Consider the following 17,856-nt stretch of genomic DNA (forward strand, 5'->3'; position numbering starts at 1 on the left):
TCAAGAGAATCAGTTGTCACCGTCCTCGCGACGCTTACGCGTCAGGAGAACAACACCCGTTCCCAGCGCCAGCAGCAGAACCAATCCACCTGCTGCGAGCAACGTGGTATTCACGCCACTCTCACCAGCGCCACCACCCGAGTTGATCGTCCCGCCCTGAGGAGCAGACGGCTTCGGCTGACCCGGCTGACCCGGGTTTGCTGTCGGCGGCTTCGGCTGTCCCGGAACCGTGCTCGGAACCGGCTGACCCGGGACCGTCGGCGGTACGACGATCGGAGGCACAACGACGATCGGGGGAATGATGATCGTCGGTGTAACCGGCACCGTCGTGTTCGGAACCGTCGTGGTCGGCGGAACTGTCGTGACCGGCGGCGTTGTCGTCGGCGGCGTCGTTGTCGTCACGCCACACGGATCCACAATCTCTTCCGCGACAACTTCTTCTGTCGTGGTCTCCGCTGTGGTGGTCTCCTCCGTTGTGGTGGATTCTTCCGTACCGGTCACATCAGCGTCACCGGCAGTGATCGCGCTAGCCGTCGTCGTCGCAGCTGTTGTCGTCGGAACCATCCGCGTGGTCGTCGTCGGAGGAACACAGGGCTCCGTCGTGACCGGCGGCGTCGTGGTGGTCGTCGGCGGCACCGTAGTGGTGGTCTCCGGCGGGTCCACCGGGTGTTCGGTGCAGAGAGCATCGCCCGGGACACAGTCCACCGGCGGGTTCTCGCCACCAACCACCAGGTAGTTGTTCAGGACACCCGGAGTGAATCCGGGACCTGACAACGTTCCGATCTCAGGATTGACCTTGACGGTGTACGTCACTGTCGCGGTCTCGCCCTTGGCCAGCTTTCCGGTGACCGTGAAGACGTTGTCGACGACACCCGAAACAACCAGCGTGGAAGTGGTAGCCGGATCCTTCGTCATTACTGCATCGTCGAGAACGTCGGTGAGATCGTCGTAGAAGCTGACCTCACCATCCGCGGTGCCCACGTTCTTGAACGTGAGCGTGTACGTGATCTCCTGGCCGCCAACCACACGGTTCGTGGTGGACGGAACAGAGGACTTCAGTACCTCGATCGCGGGTGTGCCATCCACCGGATGCTCGGTCGTCACCGGCGGAGGAGTGATCTCCGGACCGGTCGGCGGCTTCGCAGTACCGGTGACCTTGTTGTTGATCAACGTGCCACCGGCGACACCGGCATTGATCTTCACCTGGTAGGTCAGGACAACCGACTTACCGGCTTCCAATGCACCGGTCCAGGTGAGCGTGGTGCCCGACAGGGTCGGAGCAGCACCGTCGACACCGTCGACCGTTGCCTTCAGCGAACCGTCCACCAACGTCGCGTTGTCGAGAACCTTCGACAGATCATCGGTCAACACCACCGGATCAAGAGTCGTGTTACCCGTATTCGCACCCGTCACCGTGTACGTGATCGTCTGACCAGCAGCAACATTGGTACCCGATGCCGGATCCGCAGTCTTCGCGACCGTGAACCCCGGAACCTTCACCGGGTGTTCGGTCGTCACCGGCGGAGGAGTGATCTCCGGACCGGTCGGCGGCTTCGCAGTACCGGTGACCTTGTTGTTGATCAGAACCCCGCCGGCAACACCGGCATTGATCTTCACCTGATAGGTCAGGACAACCGACTTACCGGCTTCCAATGCACCGGTCCAGGTGAGCGTGGTGCCCGAGAGTGTCGGAGCAGTCCCGTCGACACCGTCGACCGTTGCTTTCAGCGAACCGTCCACCAACACCGCGTTGTCGAGAACCTTCGACAGATCATCGGTCAACACCACCGGATCAAGAGTCGTGTTACCCGTGTTGGAACCGGTCACCGTATACGTGATCGTCTGACCCGCAGCAACATTGGTACCCGACACCGGATCCGCAGCCTTCGCGACCGTGAACCCCGGAACCTTCACCGGATGCTCGGTCGTCACCGGCGGAGGAGTGATCTCCGGACCCGTCGGCGGCTTCGCAGTACCGGTGACCTTGTTGTTGATCAGAACCCCGCCGGCAACACCGGCATTGATCTTCACCTGATAGGTCAGGACAACCGACTTACCGGCTTCCAATGCACCGGTCCAGGTGAGCGTCGTCCCCGACAGGGTCGGAGCAGTCCCGTCGACACCGTCGACAGTTGCCTTGAGCGAACCGTCCACCAACGTCGCGTTGTCGAGAACCTTCGACAGATCATCGGTCAACACCACCGGATCAAGAGTCGTGTTACCCGTGTTCGCACCCGTCACCGTGTACGTGATCGTCTGACCCGCAGCAACATTGGTACCCGACGCAGGATCGGCAGCCTTCGCGACCGTGAACCCCGGAACCTTCACCGGATGCGTCGTGCACAGCTGCGTCGCCGGATCACACACCTCCGGAGGATCAACCGGCGGAGTCGTCCCCGGAACAACGAAGTTGAGCACCATGTTGTCGGCATTCGCCGCAACGCGATCGGCATCAGCCTTGACCGTGACGGTGTACGTCACCGTCTTGCTCTCACCGGCCGCAAGGGATCCCGTCACCGAGAAACCATCCGTGCCGACCATCGCAGCAGTCAACGGAGCATCAGCACTCAAGCTGCCCGCAACCAGATCAGCATCATCGAGCAGACCACGCAGATCATCGAAGTACGCCACCTCACCCGCACCGTTACCGGTGTTCGAGAACGTGAGCGTGTACTTGATGTCCTGACCGGCAACAACATTCGAACCCGACACCGGATCAGAAGACTTCACCACAGCAATCTTCGGAGACACCACCGGATGCGTCGTGCACAGCTGCGTCACCGGATCACACACCTCCGGAGGATCAACCGGCGGAGTCGTACCCGGAACAACGAAGTTGTTCACGAACACCCCACCGACCACATCGGCATTGACCTTCACCGAATACGTCACCGACTTGCTCTCGCCGGCCGCCAAGGTTCCCGTCACCGAGAAACCATCGCCGCCGACCATCGTCGCAACCAACGGAGCATCAGCAGTCAAACCACTCAATGCACCCTTGTCCACAACCTGACGCAAATCATCGAAGTACGCCACCTCACCCGCACCGTTACCGGTGTTCGAGAACGAAAGCGTGTACTTGATGTCCTGACCGGCAACAACATTCGAACCCGACACCGGATCAGAAGACTTCACCACAGCAATCTTCGGAGAGACCACCGGATGCGTCGTGCACAGCTGCGTCGCCGGATCACACACCTCCGGAGGATCAACCGGCGGAGTCGTCCCCGGAACAACGAAGTTGTTCACGAACACCCCACCGACCACATCGGCATTGACCTTCACCGAATACGTCACCGACTTGCTCTCGCCGGCCGCCAAGGTTCCCGTCACCGAGAAACCATCGCCGCCGACCATCGTCGCAACCAACGGAGCATCAGCAGTCAAACCACTCAATGCACCCTTGTCCACAACCTGACGCAAATCATCGAAGTACGCCACCTCACCCGCACCGTTACCGGTGTTCGAGAACGTAAGCGTGTACTTGATGTCCTGACCGGCAACAACATTCGAACCCGACACCGGATCAGAAGACTTCACCACAGCAATCTTCGGAGACAGAACCGGATGCTCCGTCGTCACCGGCGGAGGAGTGATCTCCGGACCCGTCGGCGGCTTCGCAGTACCGGTGACCTTGTTGTTGATCAACGTGCCACCGGCAACACCGGCATTGATCTTCACCTGATAGGTCAGAACAACAGACTTACCCGGCTCCAGAACACCAGTCCACGAGAGCGCCGTCCCCGAGAGCGTCGGAGCAGCGGCAGCAGCACCGTCGACTGTCGCCTTCAGCGAACCGTCCACCAACGTCGCGTTGTCGAGAACCTTCGATAAATCATCAGTCAACACAACAGGATTGAGCGTCGTCTTACCGGTGTTCGTACCGGTCACCGTATACGTGATCGTCTGACCAGCATTGACGCCGGTACCCGACGCAGGATCCGCAGTCTTCGCGACAGTGAAACCGGGAACCGAGTGATTCGTCTCAACCGGCGGCGGAGTGATATCCGGACCGGTCGGCGGCTTCGCAGTACCCGTGACCTTGTTGTTCAAGACCGTACCCGCAGCGACACCGTCGTTGACCTTCACCTCGTAGGTCAGGACAACCGACTTGCCGGCTTCGAGAACGCCAGTCCACGAGAGCGTCGTACCCGACAAAGTCGGAACAGCCACGGAAGCTCCGTCAATGGTCGCCTTCAGCGAACCAGGAACGACAGCAGCATTATTGAGGACCGCACCCAGATCGTCATTGATCTGTACCGGATCAAGCTTCGTCTTGCCGGTGTTGGTGCCGGTGACGGTGTACTTGATCGACTCGCCGGCCTGAACCGTCGAACCGGAGATCGGATCGGCAGTCTTCGCCAGCGTAAAACCTGGAACCGAGTGATTCGTTTCCACCGGAGGAGGAGTGATGTCCGGACCGGTCGGCGGCTTCGCTGTACCGGTGACTTTGTTGTTCAGAACCGTTCCCGCGACAACGCCGGCATTGACCTTCACCTGGTATGTCAGAACAACAGACTTACCGGCCGGGAGATTCGCGGACCACGACAAAGTGCTGCCCGACAGAGTCGGAGCAGCAACAGGAGCACCGTCGATGGTCGCCTTCAGCGAGCCCGGTACGACAGCAGCATTGTTGAGAACCGCACTCAGATCGTCTTTGATCGTCGCGGGAGTCAGGGCCGTCCTGCCGGTGTTGGCACCGGTGACGGTGTACGTAATGGTGTCGCCGGCCTGAACCGTCGAACCGGAAACCGGATCAGCCGTCTTGGTCAGCGTGAAACCAGGCATGGGATGCGTCGTGCAGAGATTGGTTGCAGGATCACATGTTGTGGGGGGAGTTGTAGTCCCCGGAACCAGATAGTTGTTCAGAACTTTGTTGCCGCCGTCTTTGACAGTGACGGTGTATGTGACTGTCCCCTTGCCGCCGGCCGGCAACGTGCCGCCGACCTTGATCTTGTCGGCGCCGTTCAATGCGGCGGTGAGTCCGCCGGTTGCAGCACCGACCGCAACTGTTCCGTCATCAATGACGTCGGCGAGGTAGTCCGTGTAGTCGATCGTTGCCGGCGCAGTGCCCGGATTCTCGAAATTCAGAGTGTAGGTGATTGATTGGCCGATATTGACCGTCTCACCGGTAGGTGGTGACGACGACTTCTTCACGAGAACCGGGGTGTTCTTGACCTTGCAATACACGTTGTCACCCGGTGTAAGTGCTGCCTGCGCAACGTCACCGACCCTGAGGGCCTGGGTCACGCCGTTTACCTGGCAATCCCACGATGTCGCATAGTTCGCGGTCTTGGTCGCCGAGGTAGTTGGCTTCTCCCAGAACGTGACAGGGGTGGGCGTGGTATCTGCGAGGAGCGTCCGCCAGCCAGTCGATGCCGTCGTATCAGTCGCACCGGTCGTGGTGCTCTTGATCTCGGTTGCTGCAGCGGCGCCTGCATCAGCGTGGTGTCCGGTGCTCATGCCGATAGTGAAATCGTCACCGGGGGTGACGCGCGTGAGGTCCTTGTCGATCTTGACCTTCGACAGCAGCACACCGAACGCCAGGCCCTGACGCGAGGTCGCCTGAACGGTATTTCCGAAAGTGGCTGCGAAACTTGTCGGAGCAGTCGATGCAACGACCAGCGTTCCGGGCGTGCGCCCCTGGCCATTGACGTTGTTCCACGAATCGCATCGGACGGTATTGGCTGGCATACCCGTCAGCCCACCGTCACAGGCCCGAATTCCGGGGTAGGCAGGATCACTGTCGTCACCGACGGTACGTGCGATCTGCCGTAGAGGCTTGTCCGAATTGAAAGTGAGGAATTCACGGTCGTTCGTAGTATTGATATTCGCGTCTGTCGACTCAGCGTCGGCTGCTACGAGCCCGTAGTTGTTGACGGCGCCATTCGGCCCCGTCATCACGATGTTCTTCAGCGAGACTGTTCCACCGGACTGACCAGCGGTGGCTGAGGTTTGGTAGATCGCCGGCTTGATCGTCGTCGGCACACCCGTGTACGCGGAAGTTCCCAACGCTGCATAGTGCAACGTGGGAAATGCCTTCGTTTCGATCCCCTGGTGATTCTTTCCTGCAACCGAGTCAGTGAGGAAGGCCTTGAAGTTGATCTTGTAACCGTCGGTGAGCTGGATTTCCATCGACTGCCCTGCCGCAGAAGCAGCCGTTGCCGCATCGAGCGTCGACATATCGATCCAGCAGATGTTCTGCGAGAACGGACCGGCGCCGGGGGCGCTGAATGCGCAGCCTTTTGCAGGCTGTTCATCCGGAAGAACAGCGGCGCGAGCCGGCGCCTGAGCCTGAACGGGGCCGCCGAGCGTCGCGGCCGGCTGCGCTGACGCAACCACTGCCGTCGCGCCGGAGATACCGAGAATCATCGCGATGGCGGTCCATACCACCGTCCACGCTCGCACCCAGGGCGGGAGCCCTGCGGTGAATATGGCCGACCTTGTCGGCGGTATGTCGTTAGGCATTTCTTACTCCCCAGGATGTGCCTGATCGATGTTCGATGGACGGAGATGCGAGAGCGCTGGCGCGAACTCCCGGTTGATCGGTTGGTTCGGGTCGATGCGCCTGTTTTCGGCTGATCGACCTCACACCGGACGCTGTTGCCGGTCCTGTCATTCGAGCTCCTCTTCGGAAACACCTGCGTGTTGGAAGAGCCGCCCTGAACAGGACCTTGGCCCTCGAAATCCGCGCAAATCGAGAGCAACCTTCCAGTTATCAGGAACAAGATAACAGATAACCGGGAGCTTGCCCATCGAAAGTCGGACAAAGCAGACCGATCGACGTTTTTGTTCGTAGATCGGACAAGCTTCGAGGAGCAGTGTTGTCCGAGCGGACAATTCAGCCCTCGGAGTGCGGCACCGCGGCGAACGCGATGACATTCAACGTTTCCGCTGACCAGATCGGGTGACGACCAACCTCAAGGAAGGTACGGAATCTGGACAAATGCCCAATATGGATAAGGCCTGTTGGATGCGCCACAGACCCTCGAACGACGGTCGGAAACCCCGTCCTGAATAGAGTCCGATCACCCGTGCGAGCACGTCGAAATTGATCGAATTGATCCAGACCACACTCAGCGACGGCTGCCGGTAACGAAGCATCCCGAGGCTCCGATAATTGGATTGCGAGGCACCAACTTCGCCCGAAACCGGGCGGCCGCCTTCGATTCAAACCCAACTTCAAGTCCGTTTTGTAGCTTTTCAGGCAGAGCAGTTCTGCTCATTTTCTGCCATAGCTATTTTCTGATCCTGCTCAGCTAGTCGAAAGTTCAGCGACCGTGGCTACCGCCCGGCAGAATTCTCGTAACTGACGAGCAACAACCGGACTAACCAGCCAAGCGTCACAAGAGTGCCAAAAAGGGCCCTTCCGCGTGCCTCGAGGCAAATGCATCGAAGGCGAAAGGGCCCGAACCGGGCACCACGGAGCCAAGGGCCCCGCCGCAAACTAGCTGCTGCCGAACCCCACACTGTTGGCGTAGCGATCGAAATCGCCCTGGGCTCCGCTGTAGACGTTGATATCTGTGTTTCCGGTGATTCCGGGGATGCGTCCGGTGCTGGTGTACTGCCAGAAAGTCCAGTTGGACCAACCGCCGGGTAGCGGCCCCGGTGCGTTCTGCCCGTTGTAATCGGCGATCCACAGCGGGTAGTGGTTGAACTCGGTGGTGTTGGCCATCTGAGTACGCCAGAAGTTGGGATACGTGTAAATGATGGGCTGCCGCCCGGTAAGTGCCTGGACTGTATTCAAGTAGCGATGAGTCCAGTCGATGACCTGCCCGGCGGGCAGTCCCTTCGCGTCCTCGAGATCCAGAACGGGCGGGAGGTCACCAGGTCCGTTGATACCCAGGACGATCGCCGAATAGAAGGCGGCCTGGGCTTCGGGGGACTGGCGAACGTCTGCGTAGTGGTAGGCCCCGCGCGAGACGCCGGCAGCACGCATGACCAGGCAATCCTGGATGAAGTAAGGATTGACGTAGTTGAGCGACTCGGTGGCCTTGACCATCGCGAACTCGTGCCCTGACGCCTTGACCTGGAACCAGTCGATTCCGGTTCCGTCCACGTGTTGCCACGAAGAGACGTCCGGGCCACGGGGAGCGTCGGCAGCGGCGAGGCCAGGTGCCGTGATCGCGATGGCAGCTGCCATCGCGATCGGGGTGAGCTTGCCCAGTGTCCTGACGATCCGTCGCTCGACCATTTCCCGAGACTAAGGTCGACTAGTCCGTTTTGTCCCCTAATTCAAGGAATGTTCACTCAACCGAGCCAATCGAGAACAGCCGCAGCGGTCCACGACTGTTGCATACTGCCCAGCGGCTCACCGGTGAAAGGCTCGTAGTATTCGGCAAAACTGCCATCGCTGGCCTGCCGCAAACCCTCCGAACGCAACACGTGCGATCTCTCGGCCCACCCCCGACGCGCGAACGCCCACGAGAACAACCACGTGATCACCGGCCACACCGGGCCACGCCAATACTCCCGCGGGCGGAAATCGCCGGAAACCGGAGACGTCGACGGTGGGACAGCAAACCGCATGTCCGGGTGACCACAGAATTTGGGCCCCTCGAAAGTGCGCAACAGAGCGCGCTCGGCATCGCGGCTCAGGCCGCCGCACAGCAACGGCGCAAACATCGCGATGGTTTCGGTATGAACCCATCGCCCGGTGCGAAGATCGAAATCCTTTGCTGCACCTGATCGTTCATCGGTGGTGGCAATCACGCCCTGCCGGAATCGATCTGCCCAACCGCGCAGATCACGGACGTCGGAGTTCGGCCGCGAATGCTCCTCACCGATAGTTGCCAAGACGTCGCATGCCATCGAGAAAACCGCACCGACAAACACGTCCTCGACGGCAAAACTCATGGCAGTGGCGAGTTGAGAATCCTCGTACCGCACGGCCTTCATCTCTTCGAGAAGCCAAAGGTAGCGGTCGTATTCGTTATCCGTGGGCCGCTGAGACAGGTCCGTCACCACAGCGAGATCAGCACGCTGATACGCAGGAACTTGTCCCGCAACAACATTCGCGTACGCCAGATCCCACCGCGGAGAGTTGTCCATCCCAGATTCCCACCCGTGATAGAGCGCGATACGGCCGTTGCCGTCGAGATCGCGGGCCTCCGCCAACCACCGGTGCCACCGAACCAGATCGCTCCAGCGCCGGTCGAGGAACTCTTCCGCGACCGCACGCGTCGTACGTCCGTGCCGACGCGAATGATCGAGAATCCGCTGCACCGCGATCGCGTGAACGGGGGGTTGGGTGATTCCCGATGTAGCGGTACCCAAAGGAGCATGCGCTGCCAACGCATTGACATCCCACCGCGTCGGGCCGGGGAAGTAGCCGTCGACACCGTTCGCGAACACGATGTGCGGAATCATTCCGTTCTTCCACTGAGCCGAGAGCAAGGTATCGAGCTCTACTACCGCCCGTTCGACGCTGAGCGGCGCCAGACCTACCGCCACGAACGCGGCGTCCCAGCTCCACATGTGGGGATACAGCTTCGGGGCAGCGCTGGTCATCGTGCCCAGGTCGTTTCCGCGCAGCAAGTAGGCAGCTCGGGCGGCGAGCTGAGTCGGGGTAAATCCGCGGTCGGCCATAGATGTCTATTTTGCGACGCGTCGAGCCTTTGCGCTCACCGAGCACGAATCCGGCGCTGCAGCCGCAATAATGAAGGAAGTCCGTCAGGTGATCTCGGAGTGGAGGCCTAGTGCGCGAGAAGATCAAAGCACTGCTGTTCGACGTCCAGGGCACAGCGACCGATTTTCACAGCACACTGTGCCGAGAGGCCCGTCGAATCACCGACGCCGACGTGGACTGGCCAAGATTCGTCAATCTCTGGCGCGCTGAGTACTTCGCGAACACCTCCGAGGCCGACGACTCCACAGGCGAATGGGTGACAGTACATTCGGTGTACCGCGAGGCTCTGCGCAAGCTGTTGGCCCGCGAGAGCATCGAACTTTCCGATGCCGAACAGGAAGAACTCACCACCGCCTGGAAATTCCTGGACCCGTGGCCCGACACTGTCGCCGGCCTGACAACCCTGCGCCAGCAGTACACAATCGCTGCCTTGTCCAACGCCGACGTGAATGCCGCAGTCAGCATCTCCCGGCACGGAAATCTGCCATGGCATGCCGTCTTCACTGCCGAAATGGCCGGCGTCTTCAAACCAGATCCGAAGATCTACCACCTGGCCGCTCGATATCTCGGGTACGACCCGGCCGAGATCATGATGGTTGCCAGTCACAAATATGACATCCGGGCGGCCAAAGCTCTCGGATTCCGCACAGCCTTCATAGCTCGACCACTCGAATTCGGAGCCAGGGGCAATCCCGATGTGTCCTTCTCCGACGAGTTCGACATCAACGCCGAGGACTTTCTCGATCTGGCAGCGCAATTGGTCCACTGATCCCGTGCCTGCGCGTCGTTGCTGGTATTCCTACGTGAAGGAATATCGAAACGGACAGGCGGTTTGGAATTCATGGGCACCAAGGAAGACAGCGCTACCCGCGAACGCAAGGCCCTGCGGTACTCGCTCGTTGTCGCAACGGCGTTGGCTGTGCTCGCCGCATTCTGGGGCTGGATCTCGCAGTCCCAGGTGATCCTGCTCGACGGTGTGTACGCCCTCATCGGAATGGTGTTGACGGCGATCTCACTGCGGGTCTCGCGGATAGCCGACTCGGGCCCCACCGCACGCTTCCCGTTCGGAAAGGAGGCATTGATCCCGGTCGTCATCGCTGTCCAGGGCATGGCACTACTGGCGACGCTCGCCTACGCCGCAGTCGAGGCAGTTCGTGTCATCCTCGCGGGCGGAGCCGACGTCACCGCGGGGTCTCTGGTGGCATACGGCGCTGTCAGCGCAGTGGTGTCGATCATCATCTGGCGCTACGTCGGACAAGTCGACCGCACATCTGATCTGCTCGTCGCCGAAGCCAGGCAATGGGGAGCGTCGGCTGCCTTCAGCGCGCTGGTCGCAGTCGGTGCTGTCGTCGCAATGATCCTGGGCCGCACCGATTTCTCCGACGCCGACCGATATGTCGACTCCGTCTTGGTCCTCCTCGGCTGCGCGATGCTGGTCCCGCAACCGTACGCACTTCTGCGAACCGCACTGATCGAACTCCTCGAAGGTGCTCCCGGCGAAAACGTTCAGGCCCGCGTGCACGATGCCATCGCCGTCGTCCGCGACGAATTCGGTTTGGACGAACCGACTCTCACCATGAGCAAGGTGGGTCGCAAGCTGTATGTCGAAGCGACGTTCATGGTCGCGCCACACAGCTGGGACATCGACGGTGAAGACGCAGTACGACGCTCGTTCGCCACCAGCCTCGCCGATCTCCCCTACGAACCGTGGCTGAACATCGAACTGACTACAGATCCGGCGCTGATGCTCTAGCGACGGAATCTGCTCTCGAACAACAGAATCACGACGGCCGGGCCCACCTCACCTTCTCGAAAAAGCCCTTGACTCGAAAGTATGTTCGAGTATGATGGGAGGTGGAACGGGGGGTTCTCATGACGATCAACATCACCGACGATACTGTCACCGACGTGGTCAACAACTCCGCCGTGGGTGTGCGCGGACGATTGTGGCGGCTTCACCCCAGCGACGTCCGCGAGATCGCCATCACCGCGTCAGCGGAAATCCTTCGCCTGGAAGCCATTCGAGTGGCCGCCGTCGACACCCTGACGTTGAACCCGGACGAACAAGTACTCTGCTACCGCGGCACCGGACAATGGCTCGCGAACCACACCATGCTGCAGATCTCCACCGGCAGAAGAATCGCAGCCCTGGGCAAAGCGCTACGGTCGTTTCCCGAGATCGAAGACCAATTCGATGCCGGTGACCTCACTTTCGAGCACGCAGCACTGATCGTGGCGTTCTGCGAATCCCCACCCAAGGCAATGCCCGACGCCGCACTACCGTACTGCCGCGACACACTCCTCGCCGCAGCATCGGGAACCGAAGCAACCACCGTCAAACTGCGCTACGCCATCAGCGTCCTCGAGCACATGTTCGAATCCGACGACCCACCACCAAGCGAAGACACCGACCGCAACGAACTGCGCATCTCCCCCACCCTCAACGGAAGAGTCGCCGTCCGAGGCGATTTCGACGGAGTGACCGGCGAAATGCTTCTCTCCGCCCTCTCCAACCTCTCCATGCCCACCCCCGCCGAAGACGGCACACCCGACAAACGACCCGCCGCCACACGCAACGCAGACGCCATGGCAGAACTCATCCGACGCTACCTCGACAACGCTGCCACCGGCATCGACGGCGGCCAACGCCCACACCTGAACGTGCACATCAACGCCAAAGACCTGGCCTACCACCGTGAATGCGCCACAACGGGCGATGGCTCAACACCTGTCCCTTCCGAGGACGACGATCCCGGCATGCTCGATCTCGACTTTCACGATCTCGACAAACAAGATCTCGATGTCGGCCACATGCCCTGGATGGGACCACTGAGCGTCGGCCGCACCCGCATGATCGCCTGCGACTGCATGCTCTCCAGCGTCCTCCTCGACGGAAACGGTGCCCCACTCGACGTCACCCCACTCAAAAGGCTTGTCACCGCGGCACAACGCACCGCCCTGATCGCCCGAGACAAAGGGTGCGCCTTCCCCGGCTGCGACTGCGTCCCCGCCTGGACCGACGCCCACCACATCAAACACTGGGCCAAAGGAGGACCAACCGTCATGGACAACCTGGTCCTGCTCTGCCGAACCCACCACACCCTGATGCACCGAAAACCCGGATTCACCGGACAATGGGAAATCCGAATGGGCACCGATCACCTGCCCTGGTTCATCCCACCACCGGGCATCGACCCCGACCGGAAACCCCGCCGCTCCACCACACGACTCTGAACCCGGAGGTCACCGAGCACACGCCTCGGTGACCCATTCCGGCATGCTCTCAATTGCCCGCCCACTCCAGAAGGTTGTCGGCGGTCCAGGTATTGATCACCCGATCGGCTTCGACACCGCACTTTTCGGCCCGGTCACAGCCGTAGCCCTGCCAAGCCAGCTGACCGGGGGCATGGGCGTCAGTGTCGATGGAGAAAAGACAATCGAGATCGCGGGCCAACTCGATCAAACGCGAAGGCGGGTCACGACGCTCCGGTCGGGAATTGATCTCAACGGCTGTGCCTGATTCGCGGCAGGCCTCGAACACTTTCTCCGCGTCGAACTGCGACTCGGGCCGGGTTCCGCGAGCACCCTCGACAAGACGCCCGGTGCAGTGTCCGAGAATATCGACACGCGGGTTTCGCACTGCAGCAAGCATTCTGCGGGTCATCGCCTCACGCTCGGACCGCAGCTTGGAGTGGACGCTCGCCACCACGATGTCGAGTTCGTCGAGCAGATCGGGATCCTGGTCGAGTGAACCGTCCTCGAGGATGTCCACCTCGATTCCCGTGAGAATGCGGAAGGGAGCCAGTTCGGCATTCAACCCGGCTATCACGTCGAGTTGAGACCGTAGGCGCTCCGCGGACAACCCGTTGGCAACTGTGAGGCGAGGCGAATGGTCGGTGAGGGCGCAGTAGTCATGGCCGAGTGCTGCTGCGCGTCGCATCATTTCTTCGATGGGGCTTCCACCATCGGACCAGTCGGAGTGGGTGTGGAGGTCGCCGCGCAGCGCTTGTCGCAATGGGCTGTCGCCGATGGGCTCAGCCTGCCCCCGCAGTTCCTCGAGATACTCGGGGATGCCGTCGTACGACTGAGCGATAATCGTGGCAGTCTTCGGCCCGATGCCGGTGAGGGCCTTCCAACTGTCGGCTTTCCGGCGAGACTCCTTCTGCTCGTCGGACAATCCTGAAAAGACCTCCGCAGCTCGGCGATAGGCCTTGACGCGGTGCGTTTCAGCGCGTGATCGTTCGAGCCAGTAGGCGATCTCCCGAAGCGCTTCATCCGGTTCCATGAGACCACTGTTCCGTCAGCAGCGGCTCGCGGCAACCCTTGATCCCCTTACGCTGTGAATATGGACGACCCGAGAGCACGATTTGAAGCCGCGCGGGTGGCTCACCTGGCAACGGCAGATGCGGCCGGCGTTCCGCACATCGTGCCGCTGGTATTCGTCTTGGTCGGCGGCACCGTCTATTCCTGTGTCGACCACAAACCGAAAACCACGACCGCTCTTCGCAGGCTCCGGAACATCACCGAGACGGGGCGCGCAAGCCTGCTGGTCGATCATTACGATGACGACTGGTCCGCGCTCTGGTGGGTCCGCGTCGACGGACATGCGGAGGTTCTCGACCCCGGCACCAAGGAGTCCGAGAGCGCGATCGATGCTTTGGCCGCAAAGTATCCGCAGTACGTAGATCACCGACCGCACGGACAGGTGATAGCTGTCCGCGATGTGGAGTGGTCGTCGTGGTCCGCAGCAGCCTAAGGTTCTGTCCTAGTGTTCAAGGAGCGAAAGTGATTGCAACACTCTCAATTCGGACAAATTGGTGGGGGATCGATGAAACGACGGCAGTTACTTCAGCGCGCAGCCACAGGTCTGGCGCTGGTAGCGGGACCTCAGGTGATCGACATGGGTAGCAGTTCCGGAAGCAGTCAAGACGCAACAAGTCCGTTGAACGAACAGTTGTCGGTTGTTTCGCTCTCACACGTGAACGACCCGGCGACGACGCCGGTTTTTCCAGGCGACCCCGAGTTCACTCTCGACACAGCGGCCACCATCGCAGACGACGGCTACTACCTCCAGTACGTCAAGGAAGGTGAGCACACGGGCACGCATTGGGGCGCACCCGCACACTTCCAGGAAGGCGGCCTCACAGCCGACCAACTCGATCCGGCGGACCTCTTCCTCCCCGCAGTGAAGATCGACATCCGGGACAAGGCTGCCGCCGATTCGGACTATGCGCTCACGGTCGCGGACCTGCAGGAATGGGAAACGCGCAACGGCAAGATCCCCGATGGAGCGGCCGTAGTTCTCTGGACCGGGTGGGAATCGCGCTGGGGTAGCGAAGAATATGCCAACTCCGATGCCGAGGGCGTCACCCACCAGCCCGGCTTCTCGGTGGACGCGGCGCGGTGGCTGATAGACACCGGCCGTTTGGGCACCCGCGGAGCCTTGGGAACCGACACGTTCGGTCCCGACCTCGGAAACGACGAAACCTACCCCGTCTCGACAATCCTGTACGACAAGCATCGAATCAGCCTGGAGAACTTGAACAATCTTGCCGCCCTGCCAACCACCGGGGCTAGCATCCTTGTCGGTGGTGCGATCAACAAGGCCGGATCGGGTTCACCGGCAACGATTTTCGCACTACTACGGCGATAACCATTTGCGACGGTCGCCGTAGACAACGACCGCGCCCTTCCCACTTCTCTTCGCCTCGTACATCGCCGCATCGGCCTGGCGAAGAAGAGTGTGCGCGCTGAGCGGTTCGTCCCCAAACTCGAACTGCGCGGACTCGAAATGCGCGACACCAACGCTCGCACCCACCGACACCGATGTGTCTGCAGTCTGATCGGACCTGAGCGCGTCGACGATCCGGCGAGCCACGACGACGGCGTCGTCGATCGTGCCCTGCAGGAGCACTGTGAACTCGTCGCCACCGAATCGGGCGACAAACGCACCCTCGGGAACCGCTTCGCGCAGACGTGCTGTGAGAGCAACCAGTAACCGGTCGCCGGCCGGGTGCCCGTATCGATCGTTGATCTGTTTGAAGTCGTCCAGATCGACAAGCATCAGCACCCAATCGGAGTTCGTCTGGCGATAGTTTTCGATGGCGCTCGCAAAGTGTTCGTCGAACGCGGCCCGGTTTGCAAGCTCGGTGAGTGGGTCGTGATGTGCTCGGTACCTCAGCTCGTCCTGGGCAGCGGAGATCTGTTGGAGGAGCGCGTCGTTCTCGAGGAGCGTGAGTATTTGGCGCACCAGCGCGAGAACCAACACGCCGACGCCGAGTATCACGACCACGGCATCGAGGTTGCCGACGATCAGCGCCTGAACAGTCACGATCGTCGCGATCACCGCGATCAACAGATACGGCAGCAGCAACTGAGTCCGATCGCTTCGCCACTGCTGCGGCGCGTTGCGGTTCCGAGGCTCGGTTCGCTTCGTCAGCGCCGCCAAGGCGATCAACGGCGGCCCCGCGATGAACCCGGCATCGGCGATCGTCGGCATACTCTCGGCGCCGATCGCCACCAAGTACGCGTACAGGCTGTCCGATAGGGAGAGCATCACCAACCCGCACCCGAGGAACGTCAGCGGTTCACGGATCTCTGCTACGGCCTTCGGTCCGATGACCATCAGCAAGACCATGGCGATCAGAACGAAGTCGGTGATCGGATACATCACCGCGACAAGAAACCCGAGAGATCCCGTCGGACCGGTATGAACGACGGCGCCCAGGGCCGTCGTCCACGTGAGGATGAACAATCCACCGACAACGACAAGACCGTCGAGCGTCAGCACGAGCCAGAGATGGATCGGACCGATCGCCTCACGCCGGGGCGACTGACGCACCAACGACAGAAGCGCCGGCACGGCGAACACCGGGAACATGAAGAAACCGATATCCGCGATCGACGGCGACGGAAGTGGAACGTGGAGAACCGAGCGGTAGAACGCCCAGAAGAACATCCCGAGAGTCCAGCCGGCCATACCCAGAGCCATCAGAGTTCGCCAACGACGCTCGACGCCGTGATAGCGCCGCGATGTCCACCAACAGACCGCAGTTGCGGTGGCTCCGCCGACGAGCTGGGCGATATCGTCCACCAGAACCGAAGTTCGTGGGCTGAGCAGCCCGGATCCGGCGAGAGCGATGACCGCGACAACGACGCCGAGAACCAGCCACGTGCGTCGCGCTCGGAACTGCGTCATCGAAGAACCCATCGGTGTTCAAGGCGTCACCACCGATCGTCTTGCAGCCGGCATCGTTGCGGCCGGAATGTTCGTGGTGACGAATGCCCGTACGAACCTACTCGATTTGGTAGCGGATTGTTAACTGGACGAACGATCAGGAAGGCTCGTACGCCGCGGCGCTGTACTCCGCTCGGGTCCTACGCCGCTGCGAAGTCCATTTCGCGATCACCCCTTGCGACGGGCTGAACAGGTACACCAGAGCGAACACGATGCCCTGAGTCATGACGACCATGCCACCGGAAGCCGTGTCGAGGTAGTAGCTGACGTAGATACCGGCAATCGCGCAGACTGCGGAAACGACGGGAGCTATCACCAGCATCCGCGAAAACTTGTCGGTGAGGAGGTAGGCCGTCGCGCCGGGGATGATCAGCATCGCCACTACCAGCACGACGCCGACGGCTTGCAACGCCACAACGGACGTGAGCGCGAGGACGCCGAGTAGCAGCGCACCCAGGCGCTTGGGCGAAAGACCTATCGCGTTCGCATGGATCGGGTCGAAGGCGAACAACGTCAGATCACGACGCTTGATCAACAGAATGCTCAACGCCAACGCGCCGAGTATCGCGACCTGCAGAAGATCAGACGAGCTCACCCCCAGCAGGTTGCCGAAAATGATGTGGTTGAGATCGGTCTGGCTGGGGGTCACCGAGATGAGAACCAAACCGAACGCAAAGAGAGTCGTGAAGACGATACCGATCGCGGCGTCTTCCTTGACGCGGCTGGTGTTACGGATCAGTCCGATCAGGGCTACGGCGATCAACCCGAAGATCAAGGCCCCGATCGCAAATGGAGCGCCGACGACGTAAGCGAGGACAACACCCGGCAGCACGGCGTGCGAGACGGCGTCGCCCATCAACGACCACCCGATGAGCACCAACCAACAACTGAGCACCGCGCAGACAACCGCTGCCACAACCGCAACGGCCAACGCGCGCACCATGAATCCGTACTGGAGAGGATCAAGTAGGAGTTCTACGAGGTTCATCGA

The 17,856-nt window shown here is 61.0% G+C and carries 11 protein-coding genes; 5 read left to right on the forward strand and 6 right to left on the reverse strand.

Translation table 11 applies throughout. From position 1 onward, the window contains the following. Positions 1–9: 9 nt before the first annotated feature. The 3 genes from RHP72_RS29005 to RHP72_RS29015 form a co-directional block, all read right to left on the reverse strand. The gene (locus RHP72_RS29005; RefSeq protein WP_311094144.1) at positions 10–6,468 is read right to left on the reverse strand and encodes an isopeptide-forming domain-containing fimbrial protein; all 6,459 of its coding nucleotides are present in this window, start codon (positions 6,466–6,468) and stop codon (positions 10–12) included. A 979-nt stretch (positions 6,469–7,447) separates the two neighbouring features. Continuing rightward, on the reverse strand, positions 7,448–8,143 hold the full coding sequence (locus tag RHP72_RS29010; protein WP_370334015.1) for a glycoside hydrolase family 25 protein: 696 nt from the start codon (positions 8,141–8,143) through the stop codon (positions 7,448–7,450). Positions 8,144–8,250: 107 nt separating this feature from the next. Next, positions 8,251–9,588: an MGH1-like glycoside hydrolase domain-containing protein gene (locus RHP72_RS29015; protein ID WP_311094145.1), complete on the reverse strand. Its 1,338-nt coding sequence runs from the start codon at positions 9,586–9,588 to the stop codon at positions 8,251–8,253. A gap of 110 nt (positions 9,589–9,698) precedes the next feature. Here RHP72_RS29015 and RHP72_RS29020 point away from each other — a divergent pair, with 110 nt between their 5' ends. The 3 genes from RHP72_RS29020 to RHP72_RS29030 all read left to right on the forward strand — a co-directional run bounded on the left by RHP72_RS29020 (position 9,699) and on the right by RHP72_RS29030 (position 12,862). Further along, positions 9,699–10,397, forward strand: coding sequence for a haloacid dehalogenase type II (locus tag RHP72_RS29020; RefSeq protein ID WP_007735269.1), 699 nt, complete (start codon positions 9,699–9,701; stop codon positions 10,395–10,397). 72 nt (positions 10,398–10,469) lie between these two features. Then, positions 10,470–11,381 (forward strand): cation efflux family transporter, encoded by a 912-nt coding sequence (locus RHP72_RS29025; protein ID WP_007735270.1) that lies wholly within the window; start codon positions 10,470–10,472, stop codon positions 11,379–11,381. Positions 11,382–11,500: 119 nt separating this feature from the next. Beyond that, positions 11,501–12,862, forward strand: a complete 1,362-nt coding sequence (locus tag RHP72_RS29030) for a DUF222 domain-containing protein (protein ID WP_311094146.1) — start codon at positions 11,501–11,503, stop codon at positions 12,860–12,862. A gap of 49 nt (positions 12,863–12,911) precedes the next feature. Here RHP72_RS29030 and RHP72_RS29035 read toward each other — a convergent pair whose 3' ends face one another. Beyond that, positions 12,912–13,913 (reverse strand): PHP domain-containing protein, encoded by a 1,002-nt coding sequence (locus tag RHP72_RS29035; RefSeq protein ID WP_047272636.1) that lies wholly within the window; start codon positions 13,911–13,913, stop codon positions 12,912–12,914. 60 nt (positions 13,914–13,973) lie between these two features. Here RHP72_RS29035 and RHP72_RS29040 point away from each other — a divergent pair, with 60 nt between their 5' ends. Then, complete coding sequence (locus tag RHP72_RS29040; RefSeq protein ID WP_030537452.1) at positions 13,974–14,384, forward strand: TIGR03668 family PPOX class F420-dependent oxidoreductase; 411 nt, start codon at positions 13,974–13,976, stop codon at positions 14,382–14,384. Positions 14,385–14,528: 144 nt separating this feature from the next. Then, positions 14,529–15,281 carry a cyclase family protein gene (locus RHP72_RS29045; RefSeq protein ID WP_007729041.1) on the forward strand — a complete coding sequence of 251 codons (753 nt, stop codon included), beginning with the start codon at positions 14,529–14,531 and terminating at the stop codon, positions 15,279–15,281. On the opposite strand, the gene RHP72_RS29050 is transcribed toward RHP72_RS29045, so the two are convergent. Together RHP72_RS29050 and RHP72_RS29055 are read right to left on the reverse strand one after the other, a co-directional pair. Further along, positions 15,270–16,826 carry a GGDEF domain-containing protein gene (locus tag RHP72_RS29050; protein ID WP_007729043.1) on the reverse strand — a complete coding sequence of 519 codons (1,557 nt, stop codon included), beginning with the start codon at positions 16,824–16,826 and terminating at the stop codon, positions 15,270–15,272. The two genes, RHP72_RS29045 and RHP72_RS29050, sit on opposite strands and share 12 nt — an antisense overlap. 136 nt (positions 16,827–16,962) lie before the next feature. After that, positions 16,963–17,853: a metal ABC transporter permease gene (locus tag RHP72_RS29055; RefSeq protein WP_003942568.1), complete on the reverse strand. Its 891-nt coding sequence runs from the start codon at positions 17,851–17,853 to the stop codon at positions 16,963–16,965. Positions 17,854–17,856 lie beyond the last annotated feature (3 nt).

Source organism: Rhodococcus sp. SG20037 (assembly GCF_031763325.1).
Classification (GTDB): Bacteria; Actinomycetota; Actinomycetes; order Mycobacteriales; family Mycobacteriaceae; genus Rhodococcus_F; species Rhodococcus_F qingshengii.